Origin of the sequence: Acidovorax sp. GBBC 1281, from assembly GCF_028473645.1 — a bacterium.
Classification (GTDB): domain Bacteria; phylum Pseudomonadota; class Gammaproteobacteria; order Burkholderiales; family Burkholderiaceae_C; genus Paracidovorax.
The window spans coordinates 5413382-5440044 of record NZ_CP097269.1 but is presented as its reverse complement, the minus strand read 5'-3'; the positions used below and the strand labels follow the sequence as shown (position 1 = coordinate 5440044).

Annotated in this window: 24 protein-coding genes and 1 pseudogene; 12 read left to right on the top strand and 13 right to left on the bottom strand. The window is 68.3% G+C overall.

Annotated features, from left to right (window positions below; translation table 11 throughout):
- Positions 1 to 15 precede the first annotated feature (15 nt).
- From M5C96_RS25510 to M5C96_RS25465, 10 genes are all read right to left on the bottom strand, one after another.
- The gene (locus M5C96_RS25510; protein ID WP_272566109.1) at positions 16 to 735 is read right to left on the bottom strand and encodes an ABC transporter ATP-binding protein; all 720 of its coding nucleotides are present in this window, start codon (positions 733 to 735) and stop codon (positions 16 to 18) included.
- Complete coding sequence (locus tag M5C96_RS25505; protein WP_272566108.1) at positions 728 to 1483, bottom strand: ABC transporter ATP-binding protein; 756 nt, start codon at positions 1481 to 1483, stop codon at positions 728 to 730. Before M5C96_RS25505 ends, M5C96_RS25510 begins: the two co-directional genes overlap by 8 nt.
- A 22-nt stretch (positions 1484 to 1505) precedes the next feature.
- Positions 1506 to 2261: an SDR family NAD(P)-dependent oxidoreductase gene (locus M5C96_RS25500; RefSeq protein ID WP_272566107.1), complete on the bottom strand. Its 756-nt coding sequence runs from the start codon at positions 2259 to 2261 to the stop codon at positions 1506 to 1508.
- A complete protein-coding gene (locus tag M5C96_RS25495; RefSeq protein ID WP_272566106.1) occupies positions 2258 to 3166 on the bottom strand; it encodes an SMP-30/gluconolactonase/LRE family protein in 909 nt (302 codons plus the stop codon). Before M5C96_RS25495 ends, M5C96_RS25500 begins: the two co-directional genes overlap by 4 nt.
- Positions 3167 to 3202: 36 nt before the next feature.
- Entirely contained in the window at positions 3203 to 4426 is a 1224-nt protein-coding gene (locus tag M5C96_RS25490) for an ABC transporter substrate-binding protein (protein ID WP_272566105.1), read from the bottom strand.
- A gap of 112 nt (positions 4427 to 4538) precedes the next feature.
- Positions 4539 to 6185 (bottom strand): long-chain-fatty-acid--CoA ligase, encoded by a 1647-nt coding sequence (locus M5C96_RS25485; RefSeq protein ID WP_272566103.1) that lies wholly within the window; start codon positions 6183 to 6185, stop codon positions 4539 to 4541.
- A 214-nt stretch (positions 6186 to 6399) separates the two neighbouring features.
- Complete coding sequence (gene queC, locus M5C96_RS25480; protein WP_272566102.1) at positions 6400 to 7110, bottom strand: 7-cyano-7-deazaguanine synthase QueC; 711 nt, start codon at positions 7108 to 7110, stop codon at positions 6400 to 6402.
- A gap of 76 nt (positions 7111 to 7186) precedes the next feature.
- The gene (locus M5C96_RS25475) at positions 7187 to 7342 is read right to left on the bottom strand and encodes a hypothetical protein (protein WP_272549895.1); all 156 of its coding nucleotides are present in this window, start codon (positions 7340 to 7342) and stop codon (positions 7187 to 7189) included.
- Between the two features lie 82 nt (positions 7343 to 7424).
- Positions 7425 to 9026: a glucan biosynthesis protein gene (locus M5C96_RS25470; protein WP_272566101.1), complete on the bottom strand. Its 1602-nt coding sequence runs from the start codon at positions 9024 to 9026 to the stop codon at positions 7425 to 7427.
- A gap of 128 nt (positions 9027 to 9154) precedes the next feature.
- Positions 9155 to 10354 carry a threonine ammonia-lyase gene (locus M5C96_RS25465; protein ID WP_272566099.1) on the bottom strand — a complete coding sequence of 400 codons (1200 nt, stop codon included), beginning with the start codon at positions 10352 to 10354 and terminating at the stop codon, positions 9155 to 9157.
- A 166-nt stretch (positions 10355 to 10520) separates the two neighbouring features.
- Here M5C96_RS25465 and M5C96_RS25460 point away from each other — a divergent pair, with 166 nt between their 5' ends.
- Positions 10521 to 12305 carry an NEL-type E3 ubiquitin ligase domain-containing protein gene (locus M5C96_RS25460; RefSeq protein WP_272566098.1) on the top strand — a complete coding sequence of 595 codons (1785 nt, stop codon included), beginning with the start codon at positions 10521 to 10523 and terminating at the stop codon, positions 12303 to 12305.
- Positions 12306 to 12513: 208 nt separating this feature from the next.
- Here M5C96_RS25460 and M5C96_RS25455 read toward each other — a convergent pair whose 3' ends face one another.
- Both M5C96_RS25455 and M5C96_RS25450 read right to left on the bottom strand, forming a co-directional pair.
- Complete coding sequence (locus M5C96_RS25455) at positions 12514 to 14184, bottom strand: acyl-CoA dehydrogenase family protein (RefSeq protein ID WP_272566097.1); 1671 nt, start codon at positions 14182 to 14184, stop codon at positions 12514 to 12516.
- An 88-nt stretch (positions 14185 to 14272) separates the two neighbouring features.
- Positions 14273 to 15193, bottom strand: a complete 921-nt coding sequence (locus M5C96_RS25450; protein WP_272566096.1) for a LysR family transcriptional regulator — start codon at positions 15191 to 15193, stop codon at positions 14273 to 14275.
- A gap of 163 nt (positions 15194 to 15356) precedes the next feature.
- Here M5C96_RS25450 and gtdA point away from each other — a divergent pair, with 163 nt between their 5' ends.
- The 11 genes and pseudogenes from gtdA (at position 15357) to M5C96_RS25395 (ending at position 25402) form a co-directional block, all read left to right on the top strand.
- The gene (gtdA, locus tag M5C96_RS25445) at positions 15357 to 16427 is read left to right on the top strand and encodes a gentisate 1,2-dioxygenase (RefSeq protein WP_272566095.1); all 1071 of its coding nucleotides are present in this window, start codon (positions 15357 to 15359) and stop codon (positions 16425 to 16427) included.
- Between the two features lie 47 nt (positions 16428 to 16474).
- The gene (locus M5C96_RS25440; protein WP_272569845.1) at positions 16475 to 17173 is read left to right on the top strand and encodes a fumarylacetoacetate hydrolase family protein; all 699 of its coding nucleotides are present in this window, start codon (positions 16475 to 16477) and stop codon (positions 17171 to 17173) included.
- Between the two features lie 16 nt (positions 17174 to 17189).
- Positions 17190 to 17834 carry a maleylacetoacetate isomerase gene (gene maiA, locus M5C96_RS25435; RefSeq protein WP_272569843.1) on the top strand — a complete coding sequence of 215 codons (645 nt, stop codon included), beginning with the start codon at positions 17190 to 17192 and terminating at the stop codon, positions 17832 to 17834.
- Between the two features lie 61 nt (positions 17835 to 17895).
- Entirely contained in the window at positions 17896 to 19221 is a 1326-nt protein-coding gene (locus M5C96_RS25430; RefSeq protein ID WP_272566094.1) for an MFS transporter, read from the top strand.
- Positions 19222 to 19274: 53 nt separating this feature from the next.
- A complete protein-coding gene (locus M5C96_RS25425) occupies positions 19275 to 20153 on the top strand; it encodes a cupin domain-containing protein (protein WP_272566093.1) in 879 nt (292 codons plus the stop codon).
- Positions 20036 to 20287 (top strand): helix-turn-helix domain-containing protein, encoded by a 252-nt coding sequence (locus M5C96_RS25420; RefSeq protein ID WP_272569842.1) that lies wholly within the window; start codon positions 20036 to 20038, stop codon positions 20285 to 20287. The genes M5C96_RS25425 and M5C96_RS25420 overlap by 118 nt, the downstream gene beginning before the upstream one ends.
- 199 nt (positions 20288 to 20486) lie before the next feature.
- Positions 20487 to 21215 (top strand): alpha/beta fold hydrolase, encoded by a 729-nt coding sequence (locus tag M5C96_RS25415; RefSeq protein ID WP_272566092.1) that lies wholly within the window; start codon positions 20487 to 20489, stop codon positions 21213 to 21215.
- 85 nt (positions 21216 to 21300) lie between these two features.
- Positions 21301 to 22065 carry an OmpW/AlkL family protein gene (locus M5C96_RS25410; RefSeq protein ID WP_272566091.1) on the top strand — a complete coding sequence of 255 codons (765 nt, stop codon included), beginning with the start codon at positions 21301 to 21303 and terminating at the stop codon, positions 22063 to 22065.
- A gap of 673 nt (positions 22066 to 22738) precedes the next feature.
- The gene (locus M5C96_RS25405; protein WP_272566090.1) at positions 22739 to 23368 is read left to right on the top strand and encodes a hypothetical protein; all 630 of its coding nucleotides are present in this window, start codon (positions 22739 to 22741) and stop codon (positions 23366 to 23368) included.
- A 226-nt stretch (positions 23369 to 23594) separates the two neighbouring features.
- Positions 23595 to 24224, top strand: a pseudogene (locus tag M5C96_RS25400) (tyrosine-type recombinase/integrase).
- Between the two features lie 173 nt (positions 24225 to 24397).
- A complete protein-coding gene (locus tag M5C96_RS25395; protein ID WP_272566089.1) occupies positions 24398 to 25402 on the top strand; it encodes a hypothetical protein in 1005 nt (334 codons plus the stop codon).
- 327 nt (positions 25403 to 25729) lie between these two features.
- Here M5C96_RS25395 and M5C96_RS25390 read toward each other — a convergent pair whose 3' ends face one another.
- The gene (locus M5C96_RS25390) at positions 25730 to 26641 is read right to left on the bottom strand and encodes a LysR family transcriptional regulator (RefSeq protein WP_272566087.1); all 912 of its coding nucleotides are present in this window, start codon (positions 26639 to 26641) and stop codon (positions 25730 to 25732) included.
- Between the last annotated feature and the right edge of the window lie 22 nt (positions 26642 to 26663).

The window sequence follows — 26663 nt, the reverse complement described above, 5'->3', positions numbered from 1 at the left end:
TGGGTGAAGAAGGGCTCACAGGCCCAGAAGCGACTCGATGTGTTCGCGCTGCGTGTCGAGCTCGTCGCCGCGGAAGTGGCCTGCCACCTCGCCTTCCTCGATCACGTAGAAGCGGTCGGCCAGCGCGCAGGCGAAGCGGAAGTTCTGCTCCACCAGCAGCACGGTGAAGCCACGCTCGCGCAGCATGCGGATGGTGGCGCCGATGCGCTCGACGATCACCGGCGCCAGGCCCTCGGTGGGTTCGTCCAGCAGCAGCAGCTTGGCGCCCGTTCGCAGGATGCGTGCGATGGCCAGCATCTGCTGCTCGCCGCCCGACAGCCGCGTGCCCGGGCTGTGCCGGCGCTGCTGCAGGTTGGGGAACAGCGTGTAGATCTCGGCCACGCTCAGGCCGCCGGGCAGCAGCACCGGCGGCAGCAGCAGGTTCTCTTCGGTCGAGAGGCTGGCGAAGATGCCGCGCTCTTCGGGGCAGTAGGCCGCGCCCAGGCGCGCGATGGCCTCGGGCGGCAGGCCCTCGGTGGGTTGGCCGCGCAGCGTGATCCGGCCCTCGCGCCGGCCCAGCAGCCCCATGACGGCGCGCAGCGTGGTGGTCTTGCCGGCACCGTTGCGCCCCAGCAGGCACACCACCTCGCCTTCGTTCACGTCCAGGTCGATGCCTTGCAGCGCCAGGGTTTCGCCGTACCAGCCGCGCAGGCCGCGCACCTGCAGCAGGGGCCGCGTGTCGGGGGTCTCAGGCATGGGCACCTCCTACGTAGGCTTCGATGACGCGCGGGTCGCGCGAGACCTCGTCATAGCTGTCCTCGGCCAGCACCTGGCCGGCCTGCAGCACGGTCACGCGGTCGCACAGCTCGGCGATGACCTTCATGTTGTGCTCGACCATGAGCACCGTGCGCCCGCGCGCGGCTTCGCGGATCAGCGCCACCACCGGGCCGATGTCCTCGTGGCCCAGGCCCGCCATGGGCTCGTCCAGCAGGATCATCTCGGGCTCCATGGCGATGGTGGTGGCCAGCTCCAGCGCGCGCTTGCGCCCATAGGGCAGCTCGCCGGCGGGCGTGTCGCGCCAGCGCGTGAGGCCCACGCGTTCCAGCAGCTCCAGCGCCCGCGCGTCCAGCGTGCGCAGGACCTTCACATTGCGCCAGAAGGCGAAGGTGCCGCCGTGGCGCTTCTGCAGCGCCACGCGCACGTTCTCCAGCACCGTCATCTGTCCGAAGACGGCCGAGATCTGGAACGATCGCACCAGGCCCGCCATGGCCACGGAGGCGGGGTCGCTGCGCGAGATGTCGCGGCCGTTGAAGACCACGGTGCCCGAGGAGGGCCGCAGGAAGGTGGTGAGCAGGTTGAAGCAGGTCGTCTTGCCTGCGCCGTTGGGCCCGATGAGGGCGTGGACCGAGTGCCGGCGCACCCGCAGGTCCACGTCCTTGACGGCGTAGAAGCCGCGGAACTGCCGGCTGAGCTGGCGGGCTTCGAGGATGAAGGGGGCGTCCATGGCGGGGCGGCCGTTGGGCGGCTCAGAGGAAGGCATGGGTGACGCCGCCGTCCACGAGCAGCGACTCGCCGGTCACGAAGCTGGCGTCGTCCGAGGCCAGGAAGCATGCGGCCTTGGCGATGTCCTCCACCTCGCCCAGGCGCTTCATCGGCGTCTTGGCGATGCGCAGCTTGGCCTTTTCGGCATCGACGTTGATCTTCACGCCCTCGGTGAGCACCGAGCCCGGGCAGATGGCGTTGACGCGGATGCCGCGCGGCCCCAGGTCCACGGCGGCCGAGCGGGTCAGCCCCAGCACGCCGGCCTTCACACCGCAGTACAGCATTCCCTCGGGCAGGCCCAGAAAGGCGGCCGACGAGGCGATGTTGACGATGCTGCCGCCGGCCTCCATGGCTTCGGCACCCACCTGGATGCCCCAGACCACCGAGTTGAAGCCCGTGCCCACCATGCGATCGAGCATCTCGGGCGTGATGGCGTCGATGGGGCCGTAGCGCACCCAGATGGCGTTGTTCACGAGCACGTCCAGGCGGCCGAAGCGCTCCTTGAGCGCACCCACGGCGTCGCTGAAGCTCGCGCGGCGCGCCACGTCGCCGCCGAAGGCCATGGCCTGAAGCCCCTGCGCCTGCAACTGCTCGGCGGCTTCGTGCGCCATGTCCTCGGCGCGGTCCAGGATGCCGACGGCGGCGCCTTCGGCCGCCATGGCGTCGGCGATGGCACGGCCGATGCCGCGCGCACCTCCGGTGATGAGGGCAACCTTGCCTTCGAAACGTCGGGTGGTCATTGGGGGGTCCTTGTCGAATGGTGAGAGGGGAGGTCGGCGAAGCGGGCTTCCTCCAGCCCGCGCACGCCCGTGCCGTGGATGGCGAACACGGCGCCCGCGTCCGGGTGATCGCTGCGCAGCAGGTTGCCGCTGTCGCGGATGGAGGTGAGGTAGATCACGTCCAGCCCGGGGCCGCCGAAGCAGGGGCAGGTCACGAAGGTCACGGGCAGCTGGATGCGGCGCTCCAGCCGCCCGTCGGGCGTGAAGCGTGCGAGCTGGCCGTTCTGCACCAGCGCCACCCACAGGCAGCCCTCGGCGTCCACGGTAGCGCCGTCGGGCACGGAGCCCAGCACGCGCGCGTCCACCAGCACTTCGGCCGGGCCGATGTCGCCCGTGGCAGGGTCGTAGGCGTAGCGGCGCACCTGATGCGTGGGGCTGTCGGCAAAGTACAGCCAGCGCCCGTCGGGGCTGAAGCAGGTGCCGTTGGCCACGTGGATGCCGGTGTCCAGCGTGCGCACGCTGTGCGCGCCGAGTTGGTAGAGCGCGCCCTCGGGCGCCATGCGGCCCAGCGTCATCGATCCCACCACGAAGCGCCCGTTGCGGTCGGTGCGGCCGTCGTTCAGGCGCATCCGGTCGGCGCCGTGCGCCACCCGAACGCCCAGGGGCGAGAGGGTGCCCGTGTCCGGGTCCAGGTACTGGAAGTCGTCCTCCAGCGCCAGCAGCAGGCGGCCGCTGTAGCACAGCGCGATCGCGCCGATGTGCTGGGGCAGTTGCCACTGCGCGCCGGCCCCGGTGGCCGGTGTGTGGCGCCGCACGATGCCGGCGCGCCCGTCGATCCAGTAGAGCGACTGCGTGCGCGCGTCCCACAGCGGGCATTCGCCCAGCAGGTCCCGCTGCGGGGCCAGGATGTCGATCCGGAGGTCCATGGTGGGGCTCGGGCTGCGTATCGGCCGGGCGCGGGCCTACTTGGCGGCGGCCTTGATGTAGTCGCAGCTGCTCTCGGACAGCGGGCGCCAGGTCTGCTCGGGCGGGATCTCGCCGCGCACCGTGTAGAAGTCGTTGGGGCCCTTGGACTCGGAGGGCTTCTTGACCTGTATGGCGTACACCGTGCGCAGCGCCTGGCCGTCCTCGCGAATCTTTACGTCCTTGGAGAAGAAGTCGTTGATGGGCAGCTCGCGCATCTTGGCCGCGACCTTGGCGCCGTCGTCGGTGCCCGCAGCCTTCACGGCCTGCAGGTAGTGCCAGGCGGCGCTGTAGGCGCCCGCGTGGATGTAGGTGGGCACCACGCCCTTGTTGCGCGCCATGAAGCGCTTGGCCCAGGCGCGAGAGGCCTCATCGCGGTCCCAGTAGAACGGCAGCGTCAGCTGCAGGCCCTGGGCCACGTCCAGTCCCATGGCCGAGACGCTGTTGATCGTCATGCCGAACACCGTCACCACCTGGCCGCCGCGCGTGATCTTGTATTCCGCGGCCTGCTTGAGCGCGTTCGACAGATCGAGTCCCGCGTTCAGGATCACGATGGCCTGCGCGCCGCTGGACTGCGCCTGCAGCAGGTACGACGAGAAGTCGGTGGCGCCCAGCGGGTGCTTGACAGAGCCCACCACCTTGCCGCCGGCGGCCTGGATGAAGCGCGTCGCATCGTCCTGGTAGGCCTGGCCGAAGGCGTAATCCACGGTGATGAAATAGAAGCTCTTGATGCCCTGCTTCATCAGGCTCTGCACGCCGGCCTTGGGCAGCGCATAGGTGTCGGTGAGGAACTGGAAGTTCATCGGCGAGCAGGACTTGTTAGTCAGCTCCGCGCTCACCGTGCCCGCGATCAGGTAGGGCTTCTTGCGTTCCTTGAGCAGGCTGGAGATGCCCAGCGCGATCGACGAGGCCGAGCCGCCGACGATGGTGTCCACCTTCTCGGTGTCGAGCCACTTGCGCGCGATGTTCAAGCCCACGTCGGGCTTGTTCTGGTCGTCGGCCACGACCACCTCGACGGGCTTGCCGAGCACGGCGCCGCCGAAGTCCTCCGCGGCCATGCGCACGGCCAGCGTGGAGCCGGGGCCGCCGTTGCCCGAGTAGGGGCCGGTCTGGTCGGCCATGACACCGATGCGCACCACATCGTCGCTGATCTGGGCATGGGCCGCTGCGCCGCAGGCGAGGGCCAGGGCGGCAAGGGCAAGGCGGGAGCTGGGCAATGGCATGGGTGTGTCTCCTTGGTGTGTGCGTGTCTTCGGTCGGGACGGATGCATCCAGGGCCCCGCCGTCCGCGGGGTGTGCGATGCCAGCGGCCGGCAGGGGCCGCGGGGCGTGGAGTCAGGCCGCGTCGGTGGGCAGGCGGTGGTCGCGGAACAATTCGCGCAGCCGCGTCTTTTGCAGCTTGCCGGTGGCGGTGTGGGGCAGCGCGTCGATGAACACCACGTCGTCGGGCATCCACCAGCGTGCGATGCGGTCCTTCATGAAGTCGAGGATCTCCGCGCCGCTCACCGACTCGCCCGCCTTGGGCACCACGATGAGCAGGGGGCGCTCCTGCCACTTGCTGTGGTAGGCGCCGATCACCGCGGCCTCCTGGACCTTGGGGTGGCCCACGGCCAGGTTCTCCAGGTCGATGGAGGAAATCCATTCGCCGCCGGACTTGATCACGTCCTTGGAGCGGTCGGTGATCTGCACGTAGCCCTCGGCGTCGATCAGCGCCACGTCGCCCGTGGCGAACCAGCCGTCCGCATCCAGGGCCGCGCCCGGCTCCTGGCCGTAGTAGGCCGACACCACCCAGGGCCCGCGCACCTTGAGGTCGCCGGGGGTGCGGTCGTCCTGCGCGCGCTGGCGCCCCTCGGCGTCGAACACCGCGATCTCCACGCCGAAGATGGCGCGGCCCTGGCGGGCCTGCACGGCGTGGCGCCCTTCGGCGGGCAGGTCGGCATGCCGGGGCAGCAGGTTGCCGATGGTGGCCAGCGGGCTGGTCTCCGTCATGCCCCAGGCCTGGATCACGAACGCACCGAAGAGCCGGTCGAACTTCTCGATGATGGCGCGCGGCGCGGCCGATCCGCCCACCACCACGCGTTGCAGCCGCAGCGCCGCGCGCTCGGCGGCGGGCAACGCCTCGGCATGCTGGAAGAAGCCCAGCCACACCGTGGGCACGCCCAGCGAAAGCGTGCACTGCTCGTCGCGCAGCAGCGCGAAGAGGCGCTCGCCCGAGAGGTTGGGGCCGGGCAGCACGAGCTTGGCGCCGCTCATGGCGCTCGCATACGGAATGCCCCAGGCGTTCACGTGGAACATGGGCACGGCCAGCAGCACGCTGTCGCGCGCGCCCAGCCCCAGGCCGTCCGTGGCGCAGGCGGTCCACGAATGCAGCACCGTCGAGCGGTGGCTGTACAGCACGCCCTTGGGGTGGCCGGTGGTGCCCGAGGTGTAGCAGAGCGACGAGGCGGTGTTCTCGTCCAGCGCGGGCCAGGCGAAAGCGGCGTCGCCCGCGTCCACCAGGTCTTCGTAGCACAGCAGCGGCGCGGGCAGGTTCACCGCCGGCAACTGGTCGCGCCGGCACAGGGCCACGTAGGCCCTGACGGAGGGCAGGTGCGGCGCGATCTGGGCCACGAGCGGCGCGAAGTCCGGGTCGAAGCACAGGTACTCGTCGGCCGCGTGGTTGACGATGTAGCTGATCTGCTCGGGGAACAGGCGCGGGTTCACGGTGTGCAGGATGGCGCCCATGCCCGAGACCGCGTAGTACAGCTCCAGGTGCCGGTGCGTGTTCCAGGCCAGCGTGCCGACCCGCGCGCCCTGCGGCAGACCGCGAGCGTGCAGGGCGCTGGCCAGGCGCCGCGCGCGGCGGCCCACTTCGCCCCAACTGGTGCGCAGGCTGGTGTGCGCGTCGACGTGGGAGACGATCTCCACGTCGCCGTGGTGGTGAGCCGCGTGCTCCAGCAACGTGGAGATGAGCAGTGCTCCGGATTGCATCAAACCCTGCATTTGTCTTCCTCTTTCTCTGCGGCGTCGCCCTGATTCCATGAGCGATCTATTTTTTACATGCCGGCCGGTAAGTGAATTGATGCTAGCAGAACGACTCCGGACCAACAACGCCCGCGCGCTGGGTGAAAACCCTTGCGTCGCGAGGCATTCGACGCAGGGTGGGGACACAGGGAATGTGCGGAGAAGGCCGGAAAGTGGCGCATCTCCGCAGTCGTCAAGGGCCTGGCGGCAGCCCCGTCCACTGAAAGTAGCCTGCGCGCCGCAGTTCGCACGCCGGGCAGGTGCCGCAGCCGTAACCCCAGGCGTGCAGCGTGTCGCGCACCCCGTGGTAGCAGGTGTGGGAGCGCTGCACGATCAGGTCCACCAGCGCATCGCCGCCCAGCTGGCGCGCCATCTCCCAGGTGGCGGCCTTGTCGATCCACATGAGCGGCGTCTCGAAGGTGAAGCGCTGCCCCATGCCGAGGGACACCGCCACCTGCAAGGCCTTGAGCGTGTCGTCCCGGCAGTCGGGGTAGCCCGAGAAATCGGTCTCGCACATGCCGCCCACCAGCGTGTGCAGCCCGCGCCGGTAGCCCACCGCGGCGGCGAGCTGGAAGAACAGCAGGTTGCGGCCGGGCACGAAGGTGTTGGGCAGCCCGGCCTCGGTCATCTGGATGGCAGTGTCGCGCGTGAGCGCGGTGTCGCTGATCTGGCCCAGCACCGCGAGATCGACCATGTGGTCCTCTCCCATGCGGCCGGCCCATTGCGGGAACTCGGTGCGCAGCGCGGCCAGCACGTCCTGCCGTGCCTGAAGCTCCACGTGGTGCCGCTGGCCGTAGTCGAAGCCGATGGTTTCCACCCGCTCGAAGTGGGTCAGAGCCCAGGCCAGGCAGGTGGTGGAGTCTTGTCCACCGGAAAAAAGGACCAGGGCGTGGCCGGCTCTCATGGTGTGTTCCTTTGAAGGACGTGGGCGTAAAAAAGCCCCGCGGCGCGGGGCTCTGCGAAGGGGGAGGGGCCGGCGCTCAGGCCATGTAGATGGCGATGAAGGCCAGCAGGAACATCAGCACGCCGCCCACCACGGGCAGCACGATGGGCATCAGCGGGACCACGGCTTCGACGCCATCGGGGGCATGGTGGTGTTCGCCAACGTGCGGGGTGGTGGTCGTGTCGTGGGCCATGGGTTCTCCTGGTGGCTGCCTCAAAAAGTGATGAAATTCTAGCGGCAGCCGCCGGGCGGCCGCCACAGGGTTTCGACGGGTGTCACACCAGCTTGCGGTCCGCAGGCGCCGGCGGCACCCACTGGTAGAGCCACGTTTCGGTGATGGGCTCCTTGCCCACGCGCAGGAACAGGCGGATGGTGATGGGTTCGGTGCTGTCGTCCTCGGGCCGGATGTCGAACATCGCGCGCCAGCCGTTCACGGCGTCCAGGGGGCGGGCCGACGTGATCTCGACCTTGCCGCGGCTCACCGTGATCACGGGCTCCACCTTGGCGTCCCGGCCGAGCGCCACGAGGTTCTCGCCCGCGAAGTCGACCGCGAAGCGCCACGAGAAATACTTGCGCGGCTGGCCCACCACGCCGCCCAGGCCCGTGCGCGTGGCCACGCAGCTGGCCAGCGCGGGCCGGGCCGGTGGGTGCGCGCCCCAGTACAGGCGGTAGCCCACCAGCAGCTCTTCGCCCGCCTTCGGCTTGCGCTCGGGGTTCCAGAACGCCACGATGTTGTCGAAGGTCTCGTCGATGGTGGGAATCTCCACCAACTGGATCGAGCCCGCGCCCCAGTCGGCCTTGGGCTCCACCCACAGCGAGGGCCGGCGCTCGTAGAACACGCCGTCGTCCTGGTAGTGGTCGAAGTTGCGGTCGCGCTGCAGCAAACCGAAACCGCGCGGGTTCTGGTCGGCAAAGGCGTTGAACTGCAGGTTCGGCGGATTGGTGAGTGGGCGCCACACCCATTCGCCGTTGCCGCGCCACATGGACAGGCCGTCGGAGTCGTGGATTTCCGGACGCCAGTCGTTGGCCATCCGGTGGTCGTTCTCGCCGTGCTGGAACATGCTGGTGCAGGGGGCGATGCCGATGCGCTCGATTTCCTTGCGCGGGTACAGCGCGGCGTCGATCTCCATCACCTGCGTGTCGCCCGGGGTGATCGCGAAGCGGTAGGCACCGGCCACGCTGGGGGAGTCGAGCAGGGCGAGCACCACCACGGTGTTGGAGCCCGGGGCCGGCCGCTCCAGGTAGAACGCGGTGAAGTCCGGAAACTCTTCCGGCCGCTGCATGCCGGTGTCGATGGCCAGGCCCCGCGCCGACAGGCCGTACTGCCACTCGCCGCCCACGGCGCGGAAGTAGCTGGCGCCCAGGAAGGCCGCCACGTCGCGCACGGGGTCGGTGTGGAAGTTCAGTCGAAAGCCCGCGAAGCCCAGGTCGGCGGGCAGGTCGCCGGCCTTGAGGCCGCTCTTGCCGTAGTCGAACATGGCCGGGTCATAGGCCAGCTCCTGCGCCTGGCCGTTGGCCAGTTCGTACATGTGCACGGGCTTCTTGAAGAACAGGCCCAGGTGGAAGAATTTGGCCTGGAAGCGCAGCTTCTCGTCGGCCCAAAGGGAGTGGTCGGGCCGGAACTGCATGGACTGGTACTGGTCCCAGTCGAGCGACGTGACCGAGGGGGGCAGGGTGCCCTGGTACGGCTCGTAAGCCTTGGCTGCGAGGGCGCGGGCCTGGCCCTTGAGGGCGGCGAAATCGAAGGGCTGCGGCTTGCCCAGGGGCTTGAGCGTGGCGAAGGCCTGGGTCCAGTTCAGGCCGAGGGTCCCGGCCGAGGCCAGGGCGGCGCCTCGGCCGAGGGTGCGCAGGAAATGGCGTCGTTTTGGTTGCTGCATGGGCCAGCAGTGTGCCGAAAACCGTGCGCTATCCCATGCAACGCCGTGTATTCGGCGGGGAATTTCGGCAAAAAAACGCGTTTCTCCTACAAAAAACCCGCGGCCCGGAGCGGACGCCTTTCTGGGCCTCAGATCAGGTCGGCCTCCATGTGGGCCGCGCGCAATTGCTCCAGCACCTGCTGCACGTGCGCCTTGCCGCGCGTCTGCAGCACGAGTTCGATCTCCACGTTCTGGGCGGCCAGCATGGTGAAGGCCCGCTGGTGGTGCACCTCCTCGATGTTGGCGCCGGCTTCGGCCACGGTGGCGGTGATGCGCGCCAGCACGCCCGGGATGTCGCGCGCGCTGACCTTGATGCGGGCCAGCCGCCCGGAGCGCACCATGCCGCGCTCGATGATGGCGGCCAGCAGCAGCGGGTCGATGTTGCCCCCGCACAGCACCAGGCCCACCTTCTTGCCCTGAAAGCGTTCCGGGTAGCGCACGAGCGCCGCCAGGCCCGCGGCGCCGGCGCCCTCGACCAGCGTCTTTTCGATTTCCAGCAGCATGAGCACGGCCTGCTCGATATCGCCCTCCTGCACCAGCACCAGGTCGTCCACCAGCCGCGCGATCACTTCGCGGGTGAGCGTGCCCGGCGTGCCCACGGCGATGCCCTCGGCGATGGTGGAGGTGCCCTGCGGATGCTGCGTGCCCTTGATGGCATTGACCATGGCCGGAAAGCGCGCGGTCTGCACGCCCACGATCTCGATGCCGGGGCGGATCGCCTTGGCGGCCGTCGCCACGCCGGAGATCAGTCCGCCGCCGCCCACCGCGATGACCAGGGTGTCCAGGTCCGGCACGGCCTGCAGCATCTCCAGGCCCAGCGTGCCCTGGCCGGCGGCCACGGCCTCGTCGTCGTAGGGGTGCACGAAGGTCAGGCCGCGCTCCTCGGCCAATGCATAGGCGTGGGCGCGGGCTTCCTCCAGCGTGTCGCCGTGCAGCACCACCTCGGCGCCGAAGCCGCGCGTGCGCTCCACCTTCACGCCTGGCGTGAAGCGCGGCATCACGATCACGGCGCGCAGGCCCAGGCGCTGCGCGTGGTAGGCCACGCCCTGGGCGTGGTTGCCGGCGCTCATCGCGATCACGCCGCGCTGCTGCTCTTCGGGCGACAGCTGGCTGAGCTTGTTGCAGGCGCCGCGCTCCTTGAAGGAAGCGGTGAACTGCAGGTTCTCGAACTTGAGGAACACCTGGGCGCCCACGATCTGCGAGAGCGTCTTGGATTCCACGCACGGCGTGTCGAGCACATGGCCGCGCAGGCGGGCGGCGGCATCCTGGATGGTTTGGAGCGTGAGCATGGCCGCCATTGTGGCGTGTGCCGGACCGTGCACCGGCCATGACAACGCCAACCCACCGGCGGCGCCGGCCGGCCGGTTCGCCTCCAGCGCACCCCCTTCGGAGGGTGGGCGACCCTGGGTTCGGGCCCGGGGCAGCATGTCGGCGTTCTTCACTCCGCGATGCGCCATGCCCCTGTCCGGCCCTTCCCGTGCGCTGTCCGTGCCGGCCGCGCTGCCACCGCAGAGGCCGGCCGATCACGCGACCGCGCCGGTCGCCCCGCCGGAGAGGCACACGCTCGGATCGCTGTTGGGAATGCCCCTGGGGGCCATGGCGGCGCGGGCCCCTTCGGCACCAGGGGCCGCCGCCGCCGCGCCGATGCCCGCGCCCCCCGTGCGCCGCACGCTGGGGGAGCTGCTGGGAATCCCGCCCGCGCCCGCCGCAGGCGGGGCCGCGCACGGCGCACCAGCCACGCCCGTGCCGGCCGCAGCGTCCGCCCCGGGCCCAGCGGCCGAGGCGCCTGCCGTGTCCTTGCCGGCATGGGTGGACTGGCTGCAAGCGCCTGCCGCCGCCCAGTATCTGCACGCCAAGGCTCTGGCCCCCGCGCAGCGCGCGCTTCTCGCGCAAACCCTGGAGGCGATCTGGCGAAAGCATCCCGACCTGCAGGCGCCCTCCCCGGAGATGAACCTGTGGATGTCGGTAATGAAGGCGCAACTGCGAGCCCGCCGCGAGATCCGCCACGATGCCGGGCGCCTGGCCCAGGCCGGCCAGCGGGTCCTGTCCCTGCTGCGGGCCTGCGCCCCGCTCGATGCCGGGGTGGCGGTCCGCGACGGAGAGGGCCGCATGCGGGGGCCGGAGTACCGCGCGGCGTTCAACCACCTCCTGCGGGTGATCGGTGACGAATCGCTCGCGCAGCCCCTGCGCGATGCGGCCGAACGTGCCTTGCAGGCCCATCGCGAGAACGGCGCCACGCTCACGCCGGACCATGCCGCACGGCTGTCCCGGGAGGGCATCGTGGTCCTGGCGGAGCAGGGTTACCGGGCGATCGGTGCCGGGGCCCTGCACAAAGCCACGCCACCCCACCTTCGATCCGAGTTGCGCGCACCCTTCTCGCTCTGGCTGGAAGCCCAGGAAGCCTTCGATGGCGAGGAAAACGCGCCCGCGTTCGCCCATTTGCTGGAGCGAAGGCTGCCATCCACCCCGGCGCTGCGGAAAGCCCACGGGCCGGGCGCCACCCTCCTGCAGGAAGGGGCGCAGGTGATCCAGGCCATCGCCCGCGACGGCCGGCTCCGGGCGCGGGTTCTGGCCATGGCCGAGAACGCGCTCGGATCGTGCGGCGACAACGTGGCCGAAGGCTTTTCCGCCATCGTGCTCGCGGTGCGCAACCACCAGATGGCCCAGGCGGTGCAAGAGGGCCGCATCGACGCGGCGGGGCTGGACGGCTGGGCGCGGCAGCAGTTCCGACTGGGAGCGCTGGAGGCGGCCGTGCACCACTTCATCCGGCAGGCGCTGGAAACGCCCGGTGTTCCCGAGGACATGGAACGGCAGTTGCGCAGGGAACCCCTGGAGACCATGCTGCACGCCAAGGTCAGCCTGAAGGCCCTGCTGTGGCTGCCGGACAGCGTGCCCTCCGAGATGACCTATGCCGCGCAAAGCGTGCTGACGCCCGGCGACCTGTCGGCCCTGGCCGCGGGGGTGATGGACGCCGAAAGCGACGACTGGCAGCTCACGGCCTACCTGCTGTCCAACGAAACCTGGCGCGTCGGCATGCGGCACCTGCATCGCGGGCCGTTCGCCGCACTCGATGCGGCTTTCGACGAAGACCCGTTCCATGACCGCGATCTGCCGCGCGATGGCGATGCCCACGTGCAGGAGCGCGTGGCCTACAACGTGGCCGCCGCCGAGTTCATGCAACGCCAGCGCGCTGCCGAGGACGCGTTGCTGCTGCAGCGTTGGGGTGGCGTGCCGGGGTGAGCGTGCTCTCTGGCGGTGATCGAAGCGACCACAGGCGGCCCTCGCCCACTGTGGCAGGCGCGTCCGAGCCTTTTTTAGCGAAAACCGCCGCATGCCGGGAGATTGCATGCCTGTATTGCTATTTAATTGATAGCAAAAAGAGGGCCGGAGCGACGTCCGCCGGACGCGCGAAGGCCGCGTGGCAACGCGTGGGGCGTAGCCGGCTGGATCACGCCGGAAACGCCCGTTCCAGAATCGCCCCGGTGTCCATCGCTCGGGTGTCGATGGCGCCCACGACGCGGCCTGCGCCGCCGTCCTCCAGCCGGGTGGCAATGAACGCATCCGCCACCGCCTGCGGCGCATGGCGGCGCAGCAGGCAGGCTTGCGCCACCAGCACCAAGCGCTGCGCGAGCTGGCGGCCCAGGGGCTCCAGCTGTTCGGGCGGGAGGGCCAGCAGGCCTTCAAGGGGCCGGAGCGCGTCGAGGATGCGCGGCTCGCCGGCCGCGGCGTCGGCGAAGTCCTGCAGCAGCGCCGACGCGGCCTCGGGCTCGCGCGCCAGGGCGCGCAGCACGTCCAGGCACATCACGTTGCCCGAGCCTTCCCAGATCGAGTTGACGGGCGATTCGAGAAAGAGGCGCGCCATCACGCCGTCCTGCACGTAGCCGTTGCCGCCGAAGACCTCCATGGCCTCGCCGGCCAGCCCCACGCCGCGCTTGCAGACCCAGAACTTGGCGGCGGGCGTCATCACGCGCTTCCAGGCGCGGTCGGCCGCGCTGGCGGTGCCGTCGTCGTCGCGCTCGAAAGCCTCGGCCAGGCGCATCAGCAGCGCCAGCGCGGCCTCGCTCTCCAGCGCCAAATCGGCCAGCACGGCGCGCATCAGCGGCTGCTCGGCCAGGGCCCGGCCGAAGGCGTGGCGCTGGCGGGCATAGGCGATGGCCTGCACGGTGGCCTGGCGCAGGATGGCGGCGCTGCCGGCCACGCAGCTCAGGCGCGTGGTGGTCGCCATCTCGATGATCGTGGAAATGCCGCGGCCTTCCTCGCCCATCAGCAGGCCCCAGGCGCCGTCGAATTCCACCTCGCCGCTGGCATTGCTGCGGTTGCCCACCTTGTCCTTCAGGCGCTGCACGTGCACCGCGTTGAGCGTGCCGTCGGGCCGCCAGCGCGGCACGTAGAAGCAGGCGAAGGGGCCGCCCTCGCCAGTGCGCGCCACCACCAGGTGCGCGTCGCTCTGCGGGGTGGAGAAGAACCACTTGTGGCCGTGCAGCCGGTATTCGCCGCCGCGCCCGCCCGCGCCGACGGGCGTGGCCACGGTGGTGTTGGCGCGCACGTCGGAGCCGCCCTGCTTTTCGGTCATGCCCATGCCCAGCCAGACGCTGGATTTTTCCTGCGCGGGCCGGTCGCGCGGGTCGTGGGTGCGGCTGTGGAGCTTGTCCTCCAGCTGCGCCCAAAGCGCGGGCTCCTTGCGCAGCAGCGGGATCGCGGCCTGCGTCATGGTGGCGGGGCACAGGGTGCCCTGCTCGACCTGGCCGTGCAGGTAAAAGCCCGCGGCCCAGGCGGCCCATCGGCCGGGCCGGTCGCTGTCGAAGAAGGGCATGGAGACCAGGCCCTGCGCGCGGTACATCGCCATGAGCGCGTCCCACGCGGGGTGGAACTCGACCCGGTCGATGCGCCGGCCCCGGTTGTCGAAGCGGTGCAGTTGCGGCGTGTGGCGGTTGGCCTGTTCGGCCAGGGCCCCTGTCGCGGCCGTGCCGAGCTGCCGTGCGTAGGCGCCCAGGGCGGGCAGGGCGCCTTGCGCACCCGCGCGGCGCAGCCCGTCCTGCAGCGCGGCATCGGTGGCGAGCAGGTCGTAGTCGGTGCGTTCGGAAAACTGGTTGAAAACTGCGTGGGTGGCCTGGGCCATGGGTTGTCTCCTGCGCGTGGGGGCGCACCGTGCGCCCAGGCCGCCATGGTGCCCCCAATGGCACGGGCCTGCACGCCCTGGCGTGGGGTCAGGAGGCGGGTGCGGCGGCCTCGCGCAGGGCGCGCAGCATGCTGGCCACGGCCGCCCGGTCGGTGGTGTTCTCGCGCCAGTACATCGATACCGAGCCGAAGCCCGACAGCCGCACCGGCAGCACGCGCAGCGCGCCCATGTGCGAAAACCGCAGCGCCGCGCGGTGCGAGGCCATGCCGATCATGTCGCTGTGGCCCAGCAGCGTGAGGTTGAGCGTGACGGAGTTGGATTCCACGCTGCCCTGCGGCAGCGCATGCCCAGCGGTTGCCAGCGCGCCCTCCAGCGCGTTGCGGATCGGCGTGCCGCGCGGCCAGACGAGCCAGCGGTAGGCCATGAGATCGCCCCATTCCAGCGCGCGCTCCTGCCGCAGCAGCGGGTGCTGCGGGCGCGCCACCAAGTGGATGGGCTCCATGTACAGCATCTCGGTGTGGATGTGCGTGTCGTGCAGTTCGGGCGCGGAGCGGCCCACCACCACGTCCAGTTCGCCATGGGCCAGCTGCTGCATGAGCACGTTCATGGTGCTTTCGGCCAGCCGGATCTGTGCGCGCGGCAGCCACTCCAGCAGGCGCAGCACCGCCATGGGCACCACGTCGGACGCCGACGCACCCGAGGTGCCCACCGCCACCAGCCCGCTGCCGCCGTCGCGCAGGGCCTGCATGTCGTCGCGGGCGCTGTCCAGGTGGGCCTCGATGCGCCGGGCATGGGCGATCAGCGCCTCGCCCTGGGGCGTGGGCTTGAGCCCGCGCGCATGGCGCTCGAACAGCACCATGCCCAGGTCCTCCTCCAGCTCCTTGAGCCACTTGGAGAGCGCGGGCTGCGCGGTGTGGAGCAACTGCGCCGACTGGCTCATGTTGCCGGTCTGCGCCAGGCTCAAAAGCATCTGCAGCTGTCGCAGGCGCAGGCGGTGGGTCCAGTCCATGGGGTCGTCGGTGGTGTTGAAGGTATATCCAAAAGATTATGGATAAGACCAATAAATGATTTTACGGACTATCGACGGGTTCGAATAATCCGCCCCATGGACCGGCTGGCAACGCGCATTCGAGCGCTTTGGCATGGCTGGCCGCAGACACAGGAGACAACCCATGGACACGCCCACCCTGGCATCGCCGCCTGCCGCCGCATCCGCCGACCGGCAGGCCTACTACGACCACATCGCCCGCCACGGCATGGCCCCGCTCTGGGAATCGCTGCACAGCCTGGTGCCGCGCGAACCCCGCCCGCGGGCCGTGCCCGCCTTCTGGAAATACGAGGACGTGCGCCCGCTGGTGACGCAGGCCGGCGACGTCATCAGCGCCGAGGAAGCGGTGCGCCGCGTGCTCATCCTGGAAAACCCCGGCCTGCCCGGCCGCGCGAGCATCACCTCCACGCTGTATGCGGGGCTGCAGCTCATCCTGCCCGGCGAGGTGGCGCCCAGCCACCGCCACACGCAGTCGGCGCTGCGCTTCATCGTGGAAGGGCAGGGTGCCTACACGGCCGTCAACGGCGAGCGCACCACCATGCACCCGGGCGACTTCATCATCACCCCCTCGTGGACCTGGCACGACCACGGCAACCCGGCGGTGGCGGACGGTGGCGAGCCCGTGGTCTGGCTCGACGGGCTCGACATTCCCCTCATCGGCCACCTGGATGCGGGCTTCGCGGAGAACTACCCCGAGGCGGTGCAACCCGTGAGCCGGGCCGAGGGGCACAGCTTTGCCGCCTTCGGCCACAACATGGTGCCGGTGCGCCACCGCGCGGTGGAGGGATCGACCTCGCCCCTCTTCAGCTACCCCTACGAGCGCAGCCGCGAGGCGCTGGACCGGCTGTTCCGCCAGGGCGAGCTGGACGCCTGGGACGGCGTCAAGCTGCGCTACGTGAACCCCGCCACCGGGGGGTGGCCCATGCCCACCATGGCCACGTTCATGCAGTTCCTGCCGGCCGGCTTCCAGGGCCGCACCTACCGCACCACCGATGCGACCGTGTTCAGCGTGGTCGAGGGCCAGGGCACGGCGCGCATCGGCGAACGCACCTTCCAGTTCGGCCCGCGCGACACCTTCGTCGCTCCCTCGTGGGCGCCCGTGCAGCTGGCCGCGACGCAGGACGCGGTGCTGTTCAGCTATTCCGACCGCCCGGTGCAGGCGGCCCTGGGCCTGCTGCGCGAAGAGCGCCTGTGAGCCGCTGCGCATCCTGAATCTTCAATCCCCGTTTGAAAGACCCCTCCATGGCCTTCGTGTTTCCCGCTCCTCCCTCCGTTGCCGTGCCCGTTGCAGGCAGCGGCGATGCCTTCGCCGTGCGCCGCGTCTACTGCGTGGGCCGCAACTACGCAGCCCACGCCCGCGAGATGGGGTTCGATCCCGACCGCGAGCCGCCCTTCTTCTTCTGCAAGCCGGCCGATGCCGTCATCCCCGTGGCCCATGGCGAGACCCTGCGCTTGCCGTACCCCTCGCGCACCGACAACTACCACTACGAGGCCGAGTTGGTGGTCGCCATCGGCAAAGCGGGCAGCGACATCGCCCGCGAGAACGCGCTGGAACATGCCTGGGGTTACGCCGTGGGCCTGGACATGACCCGCCGCGACCGGCAGATGGAAATGCGCCAGATGGGCCGGCCCTGGGAGATCGGCAAGGCCTTCGATGTCTCCGCGCCCATCGGGCCCATCCACCGCGCCAGCGACGTGGGCCACTTCGAGCAGGCCGGCATCTGGCTTACCGTGAACGGCGCGGACCGCCAGCGCAGCGACGTGTCGCACCTGATCTGGTCGGTGGCCGAGACCATCGCCGACCTTTCCACCTGGTTCCGCCTGGAGCCGGGCGACCTGATCTACACCGGCACCCCCGAAGGCGTGGGCCCGGTGGTGCGCGGCGACCGCATGGTCGTGGGCGTGGAACGCCTGGGCGAGCTGCGGGTGGACGTGGTCTGACGCCATGGAGCCCGCCGTGCAGCTCTACAGCTTCTTCAACAGCTCCACCTCGTACCGGGTGCGCATCGCGCTGGCCCTCAAAGGGCTGCCCGCCGACTACCACGGGGTGAACATCCGCACCGGCGAGCACCGCGCGCCGGACTATGCCGAACTGAACGCCTCGCGCGTCGTGCCCACGCTGGTGGACGGCGACTTCGCCCTGGGCCAGTCGATGGCCATCCTCGACTACCTGGACCAGCGGCACCCCGAGCCGCGCCTGATCCCGCTGGAGCCCCGGCTGCGTGCCCGTGTGCTGGAGCTGGCCCATGTCATCGCCTGCGACATGCACCCCGTCAACAACCTGCGCATCCTGAAGTACCTGCAAGGGCCGCTGGCCCTGAGCGCGGCGCAGAAGGACGCCTGGTACGCCCACTGGGCGGCCGAGGGCTTCGAGGCTGTGGAGCGGCTGCTTGCCAGGCACGGTGACGAAGGCGGTCCCTGGTGCTTTGGCGACCAGCTCACGCTGGCCGACGTGTGCCTGGTGCCCCAGGTGGCCAACGCGCTGCGCGCAGGCTGCGACCTCCAACCCCATGCGCGTGCCATGGCCGTGTACGCGCACGCCGACCGGCACCCCGCCTTCATCGAGGCCCGACCGCAGGAGCAGCCCGACTACCAGCCTTGATTTTTCCTGTGGTCCCCGGCCCATGAGCCACCCCCATCCCTACAAGACGGAGAGAGACAAAATGACCCCATCCATGGCCGCCGGCATCCCGGCGGCAGACCGCGCCGCCTTCGGGCCGCTGCAGCTGCGCGTGACGCTGCTGTGCGCCATCGTCGCCATGCTCGACGGCTTCGATACCCAATCCATCGCTTACGTGGCGCCGCGCATCGCTGAAGACTGGGGGCTCAAGCCCTCGGAGTTCGGGCCCATCTTCGCGGCCGGCCTCTTCGGCCTCATGGCCGGCGCCTTCCTGCTCAGCCCGGCCGCCGACCGCTGGGGCCGCAAGAAGATCATCCTGCTGTCCACCTTCATCTTCGGCCTGTTCGCGCTGCTCACGGCCTGGGCCACCAGCATGAACGAGCTGTTGGCCTACCGCTTCATCACCGGCGTGGGCCTGGGCGCGGCCATGCCCAACATCATCGCCCTGACCAGCGAATATGCGCCGCAGCGCCTGCGCGCCACGCTGGTCACGGTGATGTTCTGCGGCTTTCCGCTGGGCTCCACACTGGGCGGGCTGATCTCCAGCTGGCTCATCGCGCATTTCGACTGGCACTCGGTGTTCGTGCTGGGCGGCGTGCTGCCCCTGCTGCTGCTGCCGGTGCTGGCCGCGCTGCTGCCCGAATCGTTGCGCTACCTGGCCGCCAGCGGCGCCGCGCCCGCGCGCTACGAACCCATCGTCAAAAGCGCCTACCCGGGCGAAGACCCGGCCACGGTGATGGCCGGGCTGCGCGGCGAGGCCGCGGGCGTGCAGGCGGGCTTCTCGGTGTTCGAACTGTTTCGCCACGGCCGCCTGCCCACCACGGTGCTGCTGTGGCTGGCGTTTTTCATGAACCTGCTGGTCATGTACTTCCTGGTCAACTGGCTGCCCACGCTGCTCAAAAGCGCCGGCCTGCCGCTGGAAAAGGCCATTCTCTCCACCGCCATGCTCAACCTGGGCGGCGTGGTCGGCGCGCTCGCGCTGGGCCGGCTCATCGACCGCTTCAGCGCCTACACCGTGCTGGGCGCGGCCTATGCTGCCTCGGCCGGCTTCATCGCGCTGATCGCCTTCAGCGGGCAGAACCTTACGGGGCTGCTGGCGGGTGCCGCGCTCTCGGGCTTCGGCGTGGTGGGCGCGCAGATCGGCTGCAACGCGCTGGCCGCCGCCATCTACCCCACCCACATCCGCGCCACCGGCGTGGGATGGGCGCTGGGCGTGGGCCGCATCGGCGCCATCGTCGGGCCGCTGGCAGGCGGCGCCCTGCTGGCCGCGGCCTGGTCGCCTGCGTCCATCATCCTGGTGGCTGCCGTGCCCGCGGTGCTGGCGGCTGCGGCGGTGCTGCTGCTCGGGCGTGTGCGCAGGGACGCCTGAGCCGAGCGCCCATTCAAGCCAAAACGGCCCGCAGCGCACAGGGAGAGCGCACCATGGCATCCAAAAGCATAGCAATGCAGTCGGAGCCGACCGGCGACAGGCAGGCCATGGAATGCGCCATCCGCACGTGGAGCACCGATGCCGTTCCTGCCGCGCAGCGGGCGGACTACTGGGTCGGCGCGGTCTGCGACTGCTTCCTCGACATGGAGGTGGAGCCCGGCCAGCGCCAGGCGTTCTCGGCCACGCTCGCCTCCATGCCCTGCGGCGGCCTGCGCGTCAACCGCGTGAGCGGCAGCGCGCAGCGCGTGCGCCGCACCTTGCAGGGCATCCGCCGCAGCGGGGGCGACAACTTCTACTACCTGCTCTGCAAGGAGTCGTCGCCCTGCCACGTCGCGCAGGACGATGCCGGCGCCGCGCGCCTGCTGCCGGGCGACCTGGCACTGATCGACTCGCGCCGCCGCTATTTGCTGGAATTTCCCGAGGCGGTGGACACCGTCTCCATCCAGATCCCCATCGGCTGGCTGGACACCTGGCTGCCCGCCGCCGACCGCTGGCTGGGCCGGCGCGTGGACGGCACCGCCGGATGGGGCCGGGTGCTGAGCGCCTACGTGACCCAGCTGCGCGCCGAACAGCCCGCCCGCCTGGGCACGCTGCAGGCCGAGCACCTGGGCGGCCTGTTGTCGCTGGCCTGCGGCATTGCGCCCGAGGCGCCGCCCCAGCCCGGCCTGCGCAGCGCATCGAGCACTGCGTGCGCCAGCGCTTTGGCGAGCACGGCCTCATCGCCGCCGACGTGGCCGATGACGTGGGCGTGTCGCTGCGCACCCTGCACCGCGCCCTGTCGGCGGGCGGAAGCACCTTCGCGCTGCTGCTCATGCGCGAGCGCATGGCGGTGGCGCAGCGCATGCTGCATGCGCCCTCGCACCGGCACCTGACGGTGGCCGAGATCGGCCGGCGCGCGGGCTTCCTGGACCCGTCGCACTTCGCACGCGCCTGCCGCCAGTGGTGCGGCAGAACCCCCGCGCAGGAGCGCTGCGCGCCAACGCGAGCCTTCGACAGTCCGCACTGACACGGCCTGGACTCAGTCGGGCAACCAGGCAAGGGGCGCCGCAGACAGTGCCGCAGCACGGCGAGGCGGAGCCAATGGCCGGCGCCGGTTAAAGGCCAGCCGTACGGCACGCAGCGTCCGCCACGCTGGCACGCATCGGCCATCCACGGACCGGCAGGCGCGACACCATGGGTCTCCCACATCACAAGGAGACAACGACATGGCGGACACCTACGTCCTGGTCCACGGCGCCTGGCACACGGGCGACACGCTGCAAGCCACCGCGGAGCACCTGCGCGCACGCGGCCACACCGTGCACTGCCCCACGCTGCCGGGCAACCGCCCCGGCGACGGCACGGCCCCGCTGGGCCTGCAGGATGCGATCGACGGGCTGGTGCAGTTCCTCGCGTCGAACGACCTGCGCGAAGTGCGGCTCGTCGGCCACAGCTACGGCGGCATGCTGCTGTCCGGCGCTGCCGACCGCGTGCCCGAACGCATCCGGCGGCTGGTCTATGTGAACGCCTTCGTGCCGCTGCCCGGCGAAGCCCTGTGCGACATGGCACCCCCGCACTACCGCGCCATGTTCGAGGGCCTCGCGGCCGCTGCAGGCGGTGGCGTGCAACTGCCCTTCGAGGTCTGGCGCGAATGCTTCATCAACGACGCCGATGCCGATCTGGCGCGCAGCACCTACGCCCTGCTGCACCCGCAGCCGCTGCGCTGCCTGACCGACCCCATCGCCCTGTCGCAGCCCACTGCCGCGCTGGCGCTGGGCAAGTCGTACCTGAACTGCCGCGAAGACACCGCGCTGCCCCACAGCCTGCCTTGGCACCCGCGCCTGTCGGAACGGCTGGGCCTGTTCCGCTACGTGGAGGCGGGCGGCAGCCACGAGGCGCTGTTCACCGACCCCGAAGGCTTCGCGCGCGGCATCGAGCGGGCCGGCCGGGACTGATCGGCAGGCGCCGCCGCTGCGCCCACGCCGCAGTACGGCAAAAGCGAAGAGAAGACACAGACAAATCAATTCAGGAGACGACACCATGCAATGCATTGCACACCACCACATCACCGCGCGCTGTTTCTCGGCGCGGCCCGCTTGCCCGCGCGCCCGGGCACGCCAGGCCGCCGCTGTCTTGGCCGTGGCAGCCGCTGTCGGCAGCCTCATCGCGGCACTGCCCGCACAGGCATACGCGCAGACCCCGGCATCGCCGGATGCGTCATCACCCTCGCCCTGGCGCATCTACGCGGGCCCCGCGCACATCGGCTTCAGCACCTCGGCCGAAGTGCGGGCCGGCGGCCAACTGGTGCCCGGCGCCAGTGCCAAGGCCGACTCCAACGACAGCATCGGCTTCGGCGCCATCTACGACTTTTACCCGGGCTGGAGCGCCGAACTCGCCCTCGGACTGCCGCCCACCACCGCGCTCAAGGGCGCCGGCGCCCTGGCTGGCGCGGGCACGCTCGGCAAGGTGAAGTACGGCCCCGCGGTGCTGTCCGTGCGCCGCCAGCTGTGGGACGAAGGCCCCGTGCGGCCCTACCTTGGCGCTGGCATCAACTACACGCTGGTGCTGGAATCCCGCGACGGCTTCGTGTCGGACCTGCATGTCAAGAACGGCATCGGCCCCGTGCTGCAGGTCGGCTTCGAGGTGCCGCTGGATGCACGCTGGAGCTTCTTCGTGGATGCCAAGAAGATCTGGCTCAAGACCACGGCGACCGGCACGCTGCCGGCGCTGGGTAGGGCGCCCGCACATGCGAAGGTGCGGCTGGATCCGCTGGTGGTGACGGCAGGGGTTAGTTATCGGTTTTGAGGGGGTTACGCTGGTTCGGGTGAGCTGGTGGACAAGGCGTATCGGGGTGATGCTCCGCTACGCCTTCTGTCTTTGCGGGGTCTTGTATGGCATTCAGGAAACCTATGCACGGCGTGTCGTGGCTGCTGATCGCTTTTGAAAGACTGCTTGGCAGCGTAAAGAGCCGGCCGGTGCCGGCAAGCCAGCTCACAGTTGATTCGGTTAAGCCGGCATACAGTTCGACGGCCTGCGCTGGCTTGACCGGCCGCTATGCGCGGCATAGCTGACTGAGTGCTGCGATTGGGCGGTGCGCGGCTTGAACGACTGCTCACACGCCGCACAAGCTCACAATTCCGAACAGAGGAGCCGCTCAGATCCAAGCCCCAAGGCCGTCCTTGGGGTGTGCAAGACACCCACGGCGCATCGAGCCTATGTAGTATTTTTAGCGAATGCTCTCAAAGATCCGATCCAGTAAGTGTGTGACGCGCATCATGGGAAGGGCTTCGGGCTAGCGCAATCCACATTAGTCAGACCTCTAGATATGTTCCACGAGCCACCAAAAAACTTTTTGTACTCATCCTATCGAGTTGACGCGAAACATACCGACAGTAGCGGCACATCTAAAGAAGGCATTGCTACTGGATTCGTCGTTGAGGGGAGGGCCGGGGAGGCTTGGTTCATCACGAACCGGCACGTGGTTGATCTCGACTACAGACAGGCGACAGCAAAATTCAACGACTTCCAACTAACCGAGTTCAGCATCACAGGGAGAAGGTCGGATGACTCCATCTATACATTCGATTTGCACCCAAGCGCAAGAATGTTCTTCCATGAAGATGAGGAGAACGACGTAGTGGTCATCGAACCACACTGTGTATGGGAAGGCGTGCCTGAGAACCAACGATCACTGCATTGGCATTTCGGCAAAGAGCACCTTGCAGACGAATCAGTCTTCAAAGAGTCCTTGCAGCCATTCGACGTGGTCTGCTATGCAGGCTTTCCTGATCAGCACGACAAGTTGGGCAATCGCCCAATCCTCCGAAGTGGCCACATCGCGAGCGATCCACGTTATGACTATTCGTGGGACTCAAAGGCCCGTGGGCAGTGTGTGGCATACGAAGGATTTTCGCTTTCGGGCTCCTCCGGCAGCCCAGTTTTCGCACCGCCAAGAGGCACAACAACTATGCCGAACTCTCGACATGGGTTTCTTGTCGGCATCAATGCTGGGCATTTGCCAAACCATCCAAGCGGGCATAGCGGTATCTCATATTTTTACAAGTCAACCGTTATCACGGAAATACTCGCTCGTAATGGCCTCGCCTAACTGGCCGACTAATTCCACTGTCCAAGGCTGTCCTACGGCGGCGGAACATCTCCAACGTTGAAGGTCTGTGTTCCAAGTCCACCACTGCCTGCTCTTGGCCTGGAATGCCAGTTCGCTTCGGCGCCTGGAAGTTGCCTGCCCGCACGAGTGGGCGCGCCCGCCCGGAATCTGACGGCGGATGTCGCCCTGACGACTAGCGAGCGCATCCTGGCAATCCCTCAACTCGATGGGAGACCATCATGGGATCGCAGGCAACAACGCTCATCGCGCCGTGGAACAAAGGCAAGATCGTCGGGCAGAAGGCGCCCTTCAAACTCAAGGATATCTGGGCACTTCGCGTGCGACTCCAGATGGAGCGGCGAGTCCGCGAACTAGCCCTCTTTAACCTGGGTATCGACAGCAAATTGCGCGGCTGCGATCTCGTCGCCCTAAGGGTAAGGGACGTGTGCCATGGTGACCAAGTGACGACACGCGCCATCGTCATGCAGCACAAGACCCAGCGCCCGGTTTAGTTCGAGATCACCCAGGCCTCCCGGCGCTGCAGGCGTGGATCAAGCAGGCTGGACTGAAGCAGGAAGACTTCCTCTTCCCGAGTCGGCTTCACGGTTCACCACCCCTCGGTACGCGGCAATACGCACGGATCCTCGGCCATTGGGTAGATGAACTCGGTCTGGACCGCGCCGACTACGGGACGCACTCGATGCGAAGAACCAACGCGACGCTGATCTATCGGCGCACCAAAAACCTGCGTGCCGCGCAACTGTTCCTAGGACACTCCAAGCTGGAATCAACCGTGAGGTGTCTTGGCATCGAGGTAGATGACGCCCTTGAGATCTCCAAGCAGACGGAAATCTGACGTGGTGGAGGTCCTGCCGCCCCCGCTTAAGCGCTGCGGCTGCGGGACACGACAGGCTGCTGTCTGGCACCCGGGTTCGCTCACGCTCCCGGCCAGGAGCTTCCGATCAATGACGTCTGCTTTCGGGTACGCTGTACGAACCTCTACAGCAACCTTGCGAGGCTTCGTTCAGTATGTTTAAGGTGTTCTACTCGTGGCAGTCAGATTTACCAAATGGCATCAATCGGGGTTTCATAGATAAGGGGCTGCAGCACGCGTGCGCAAAACTGACGACCACCAAAGGAGCGGCGGTTGAAGGCGTCGTCGACCGAGATACGCTCGGGGCATCGGGCGCACCTGATATTAAGGAGATGATCCTCGCCAAAATTGCAGACGCCGATGCTTTCGTCGCCGATGTCTCGATCGTCAACCAACCAAAGGACGAGCAAACCTCAAGCATGCGCGTGTCACCTAATCCCAACGTGCTCGTAGAGACTGGGTACGCACTATCGTGTCTTGGACCAGAGTCGTTAGTGTTGGTCTGCAACTCGTACTTCGGCCAGATCGATAGTCTGCCGTTTGATCTCCGCGGAATGCGCCTCCTTCAGTACAGGCTCGGACCCGGTGAAGACAAGAAGGCAGAGGCCGCGAAATTCCAGTCAGCACTCGCAGGAGCAATCGAGGCCGTGGCCAGAGTCGTTCGGTCTGACCATGTTTATTCGCTGCTGTATCAGCACTCGACAAGAATGGCAGGACAGGTCACGGGCATGATTGGCGACCTTCTGAAGATTGCTTCAGTAGCTGGACTCGAAGCCTCGCTGGAGATCACGCAGGAACAAGTTCAAACGGTGTGTCGCGCAGTCCCAATGAGTGCTCAGTTCCCACTGTTGATTGGCGATCTCCCCGAACGAGGTGGTCGCTATGCGACTGTCATTGAAGGGCTGAAGCACTGGAGAGGGCATAGCAAGGAAAATTTTCAGCGGCTTATGGTGTTCTCGTCGGCAGTAAAGCCGGAACACTTGGTGCTTGCGGCCAATGTCGAACACTCGTCCTTTTACGCGCTTCTTGATCAACTTCCCTCCAACGTTGGCGGCACGCTCGAATTCATGTCGTCAATGCTGTTCTCTCAAGTGCAGGCGGCATACAAACTTCAGCAGTATGCCGAGAGATACCTAGCCAGGCGCGCAGGCATTCTGTGACGGCTTCTCGCCATTGAGAAGTCGGGACTCGCAGAGTCTGCTGTAGGTCGATTCCTCCCAGTCACCTCAAGCCAGACCGGCCATTCAGGATTGGATCGCGGCCGCAAGTTGTTGAGTGGCAGGTTTGGGAGGTACTGCGGTCATACACGCCGCTGTCCGTCGATTGGCCGGTGATGATCGAAGCAGCCACCCAGGCTGCTGGCCGCGAATGACTCTGACCAGCCTGCAGGTGACATTGCGCTGTTCTTCTCCACATAAACAAGCGTTGCCGCAGCAGTATTTCCGTACGCGCTATGGCTAAGTCATGCAGACGTGCCATGAACCCCCTCACTCCCCTTCCGCAAACATCTCCACCAACACCCCTCGCAGCCACTGGTTCCCCGGATCCCGGTGGTACTTCGTGTGCCAGAACAGGTTGATCGCCACCTGCGGCAGCTTGGCGGGGTGGGGCGCATAGGCCAGGCCGAAGGGCTCGGCCATGCTCTGGGCCATTTTCTCGGGCACGGTGGCGACCATTTGCGTGGCCTGCAGGATGTGGCCGATGGCGACGAAGTGCGGCACGGTGAGCCGCACGTCGCGGGCCACGCCCATGCGCTCCAGCAGTTCGTCCACCTTGCCATGGCCCGTGCCTTCGGAGACCACCACCACGTGCTCCGCCTTGGAAAAATCCGCCAGTGCGATGCTGCGGCGCTTGTGCAGCGGGTGGCCCTCGCGGAACAGGCACACATAGGGTTGGCGGAACAGCCGGCGCTGGAAGAAGCCGGCCTTGAGCTGCGGCAGCAGGCCCACGGCCAGGTCCACCTTGCCGGCTTCCATGGCGTCCTTCAGGTCGGTGGCTGAATTGCGCACGGTGGTCAGGCGCACGCCCGGTGCGACCTGGGCCAGCCGCTCCAGCAGGCGGGGCAGGAAGTAGATCTCGCCGATGTCCGTCATGCCCACCTTGAACACGCGCCGGCTGGTGGTGGGATCGAACCCCAGCTTGTGGTTGAGGGCGCCGTGGATCATGGCCAGCGCGTACGACACCGACTCCGCCAACTGGTCGGCATAAGGCGTGGGTTGCATGCCATGGGCCGTACGCAAGAAAAGCTCGTCGCCCAGCAGGCGGCGCAGCCGCGCCAGCGCGTTGCTCACCGCGGGTTGCGTCAGGCCCAGGTTTTCCGCGGCCTGCGACACCTTGCGCGTGACCAGCAACTGCTGAAAGACCACCAGCAAATTCAGATCGATGTCTTCCAGTTCCACGGGGCACCTTTATTCATCAGGG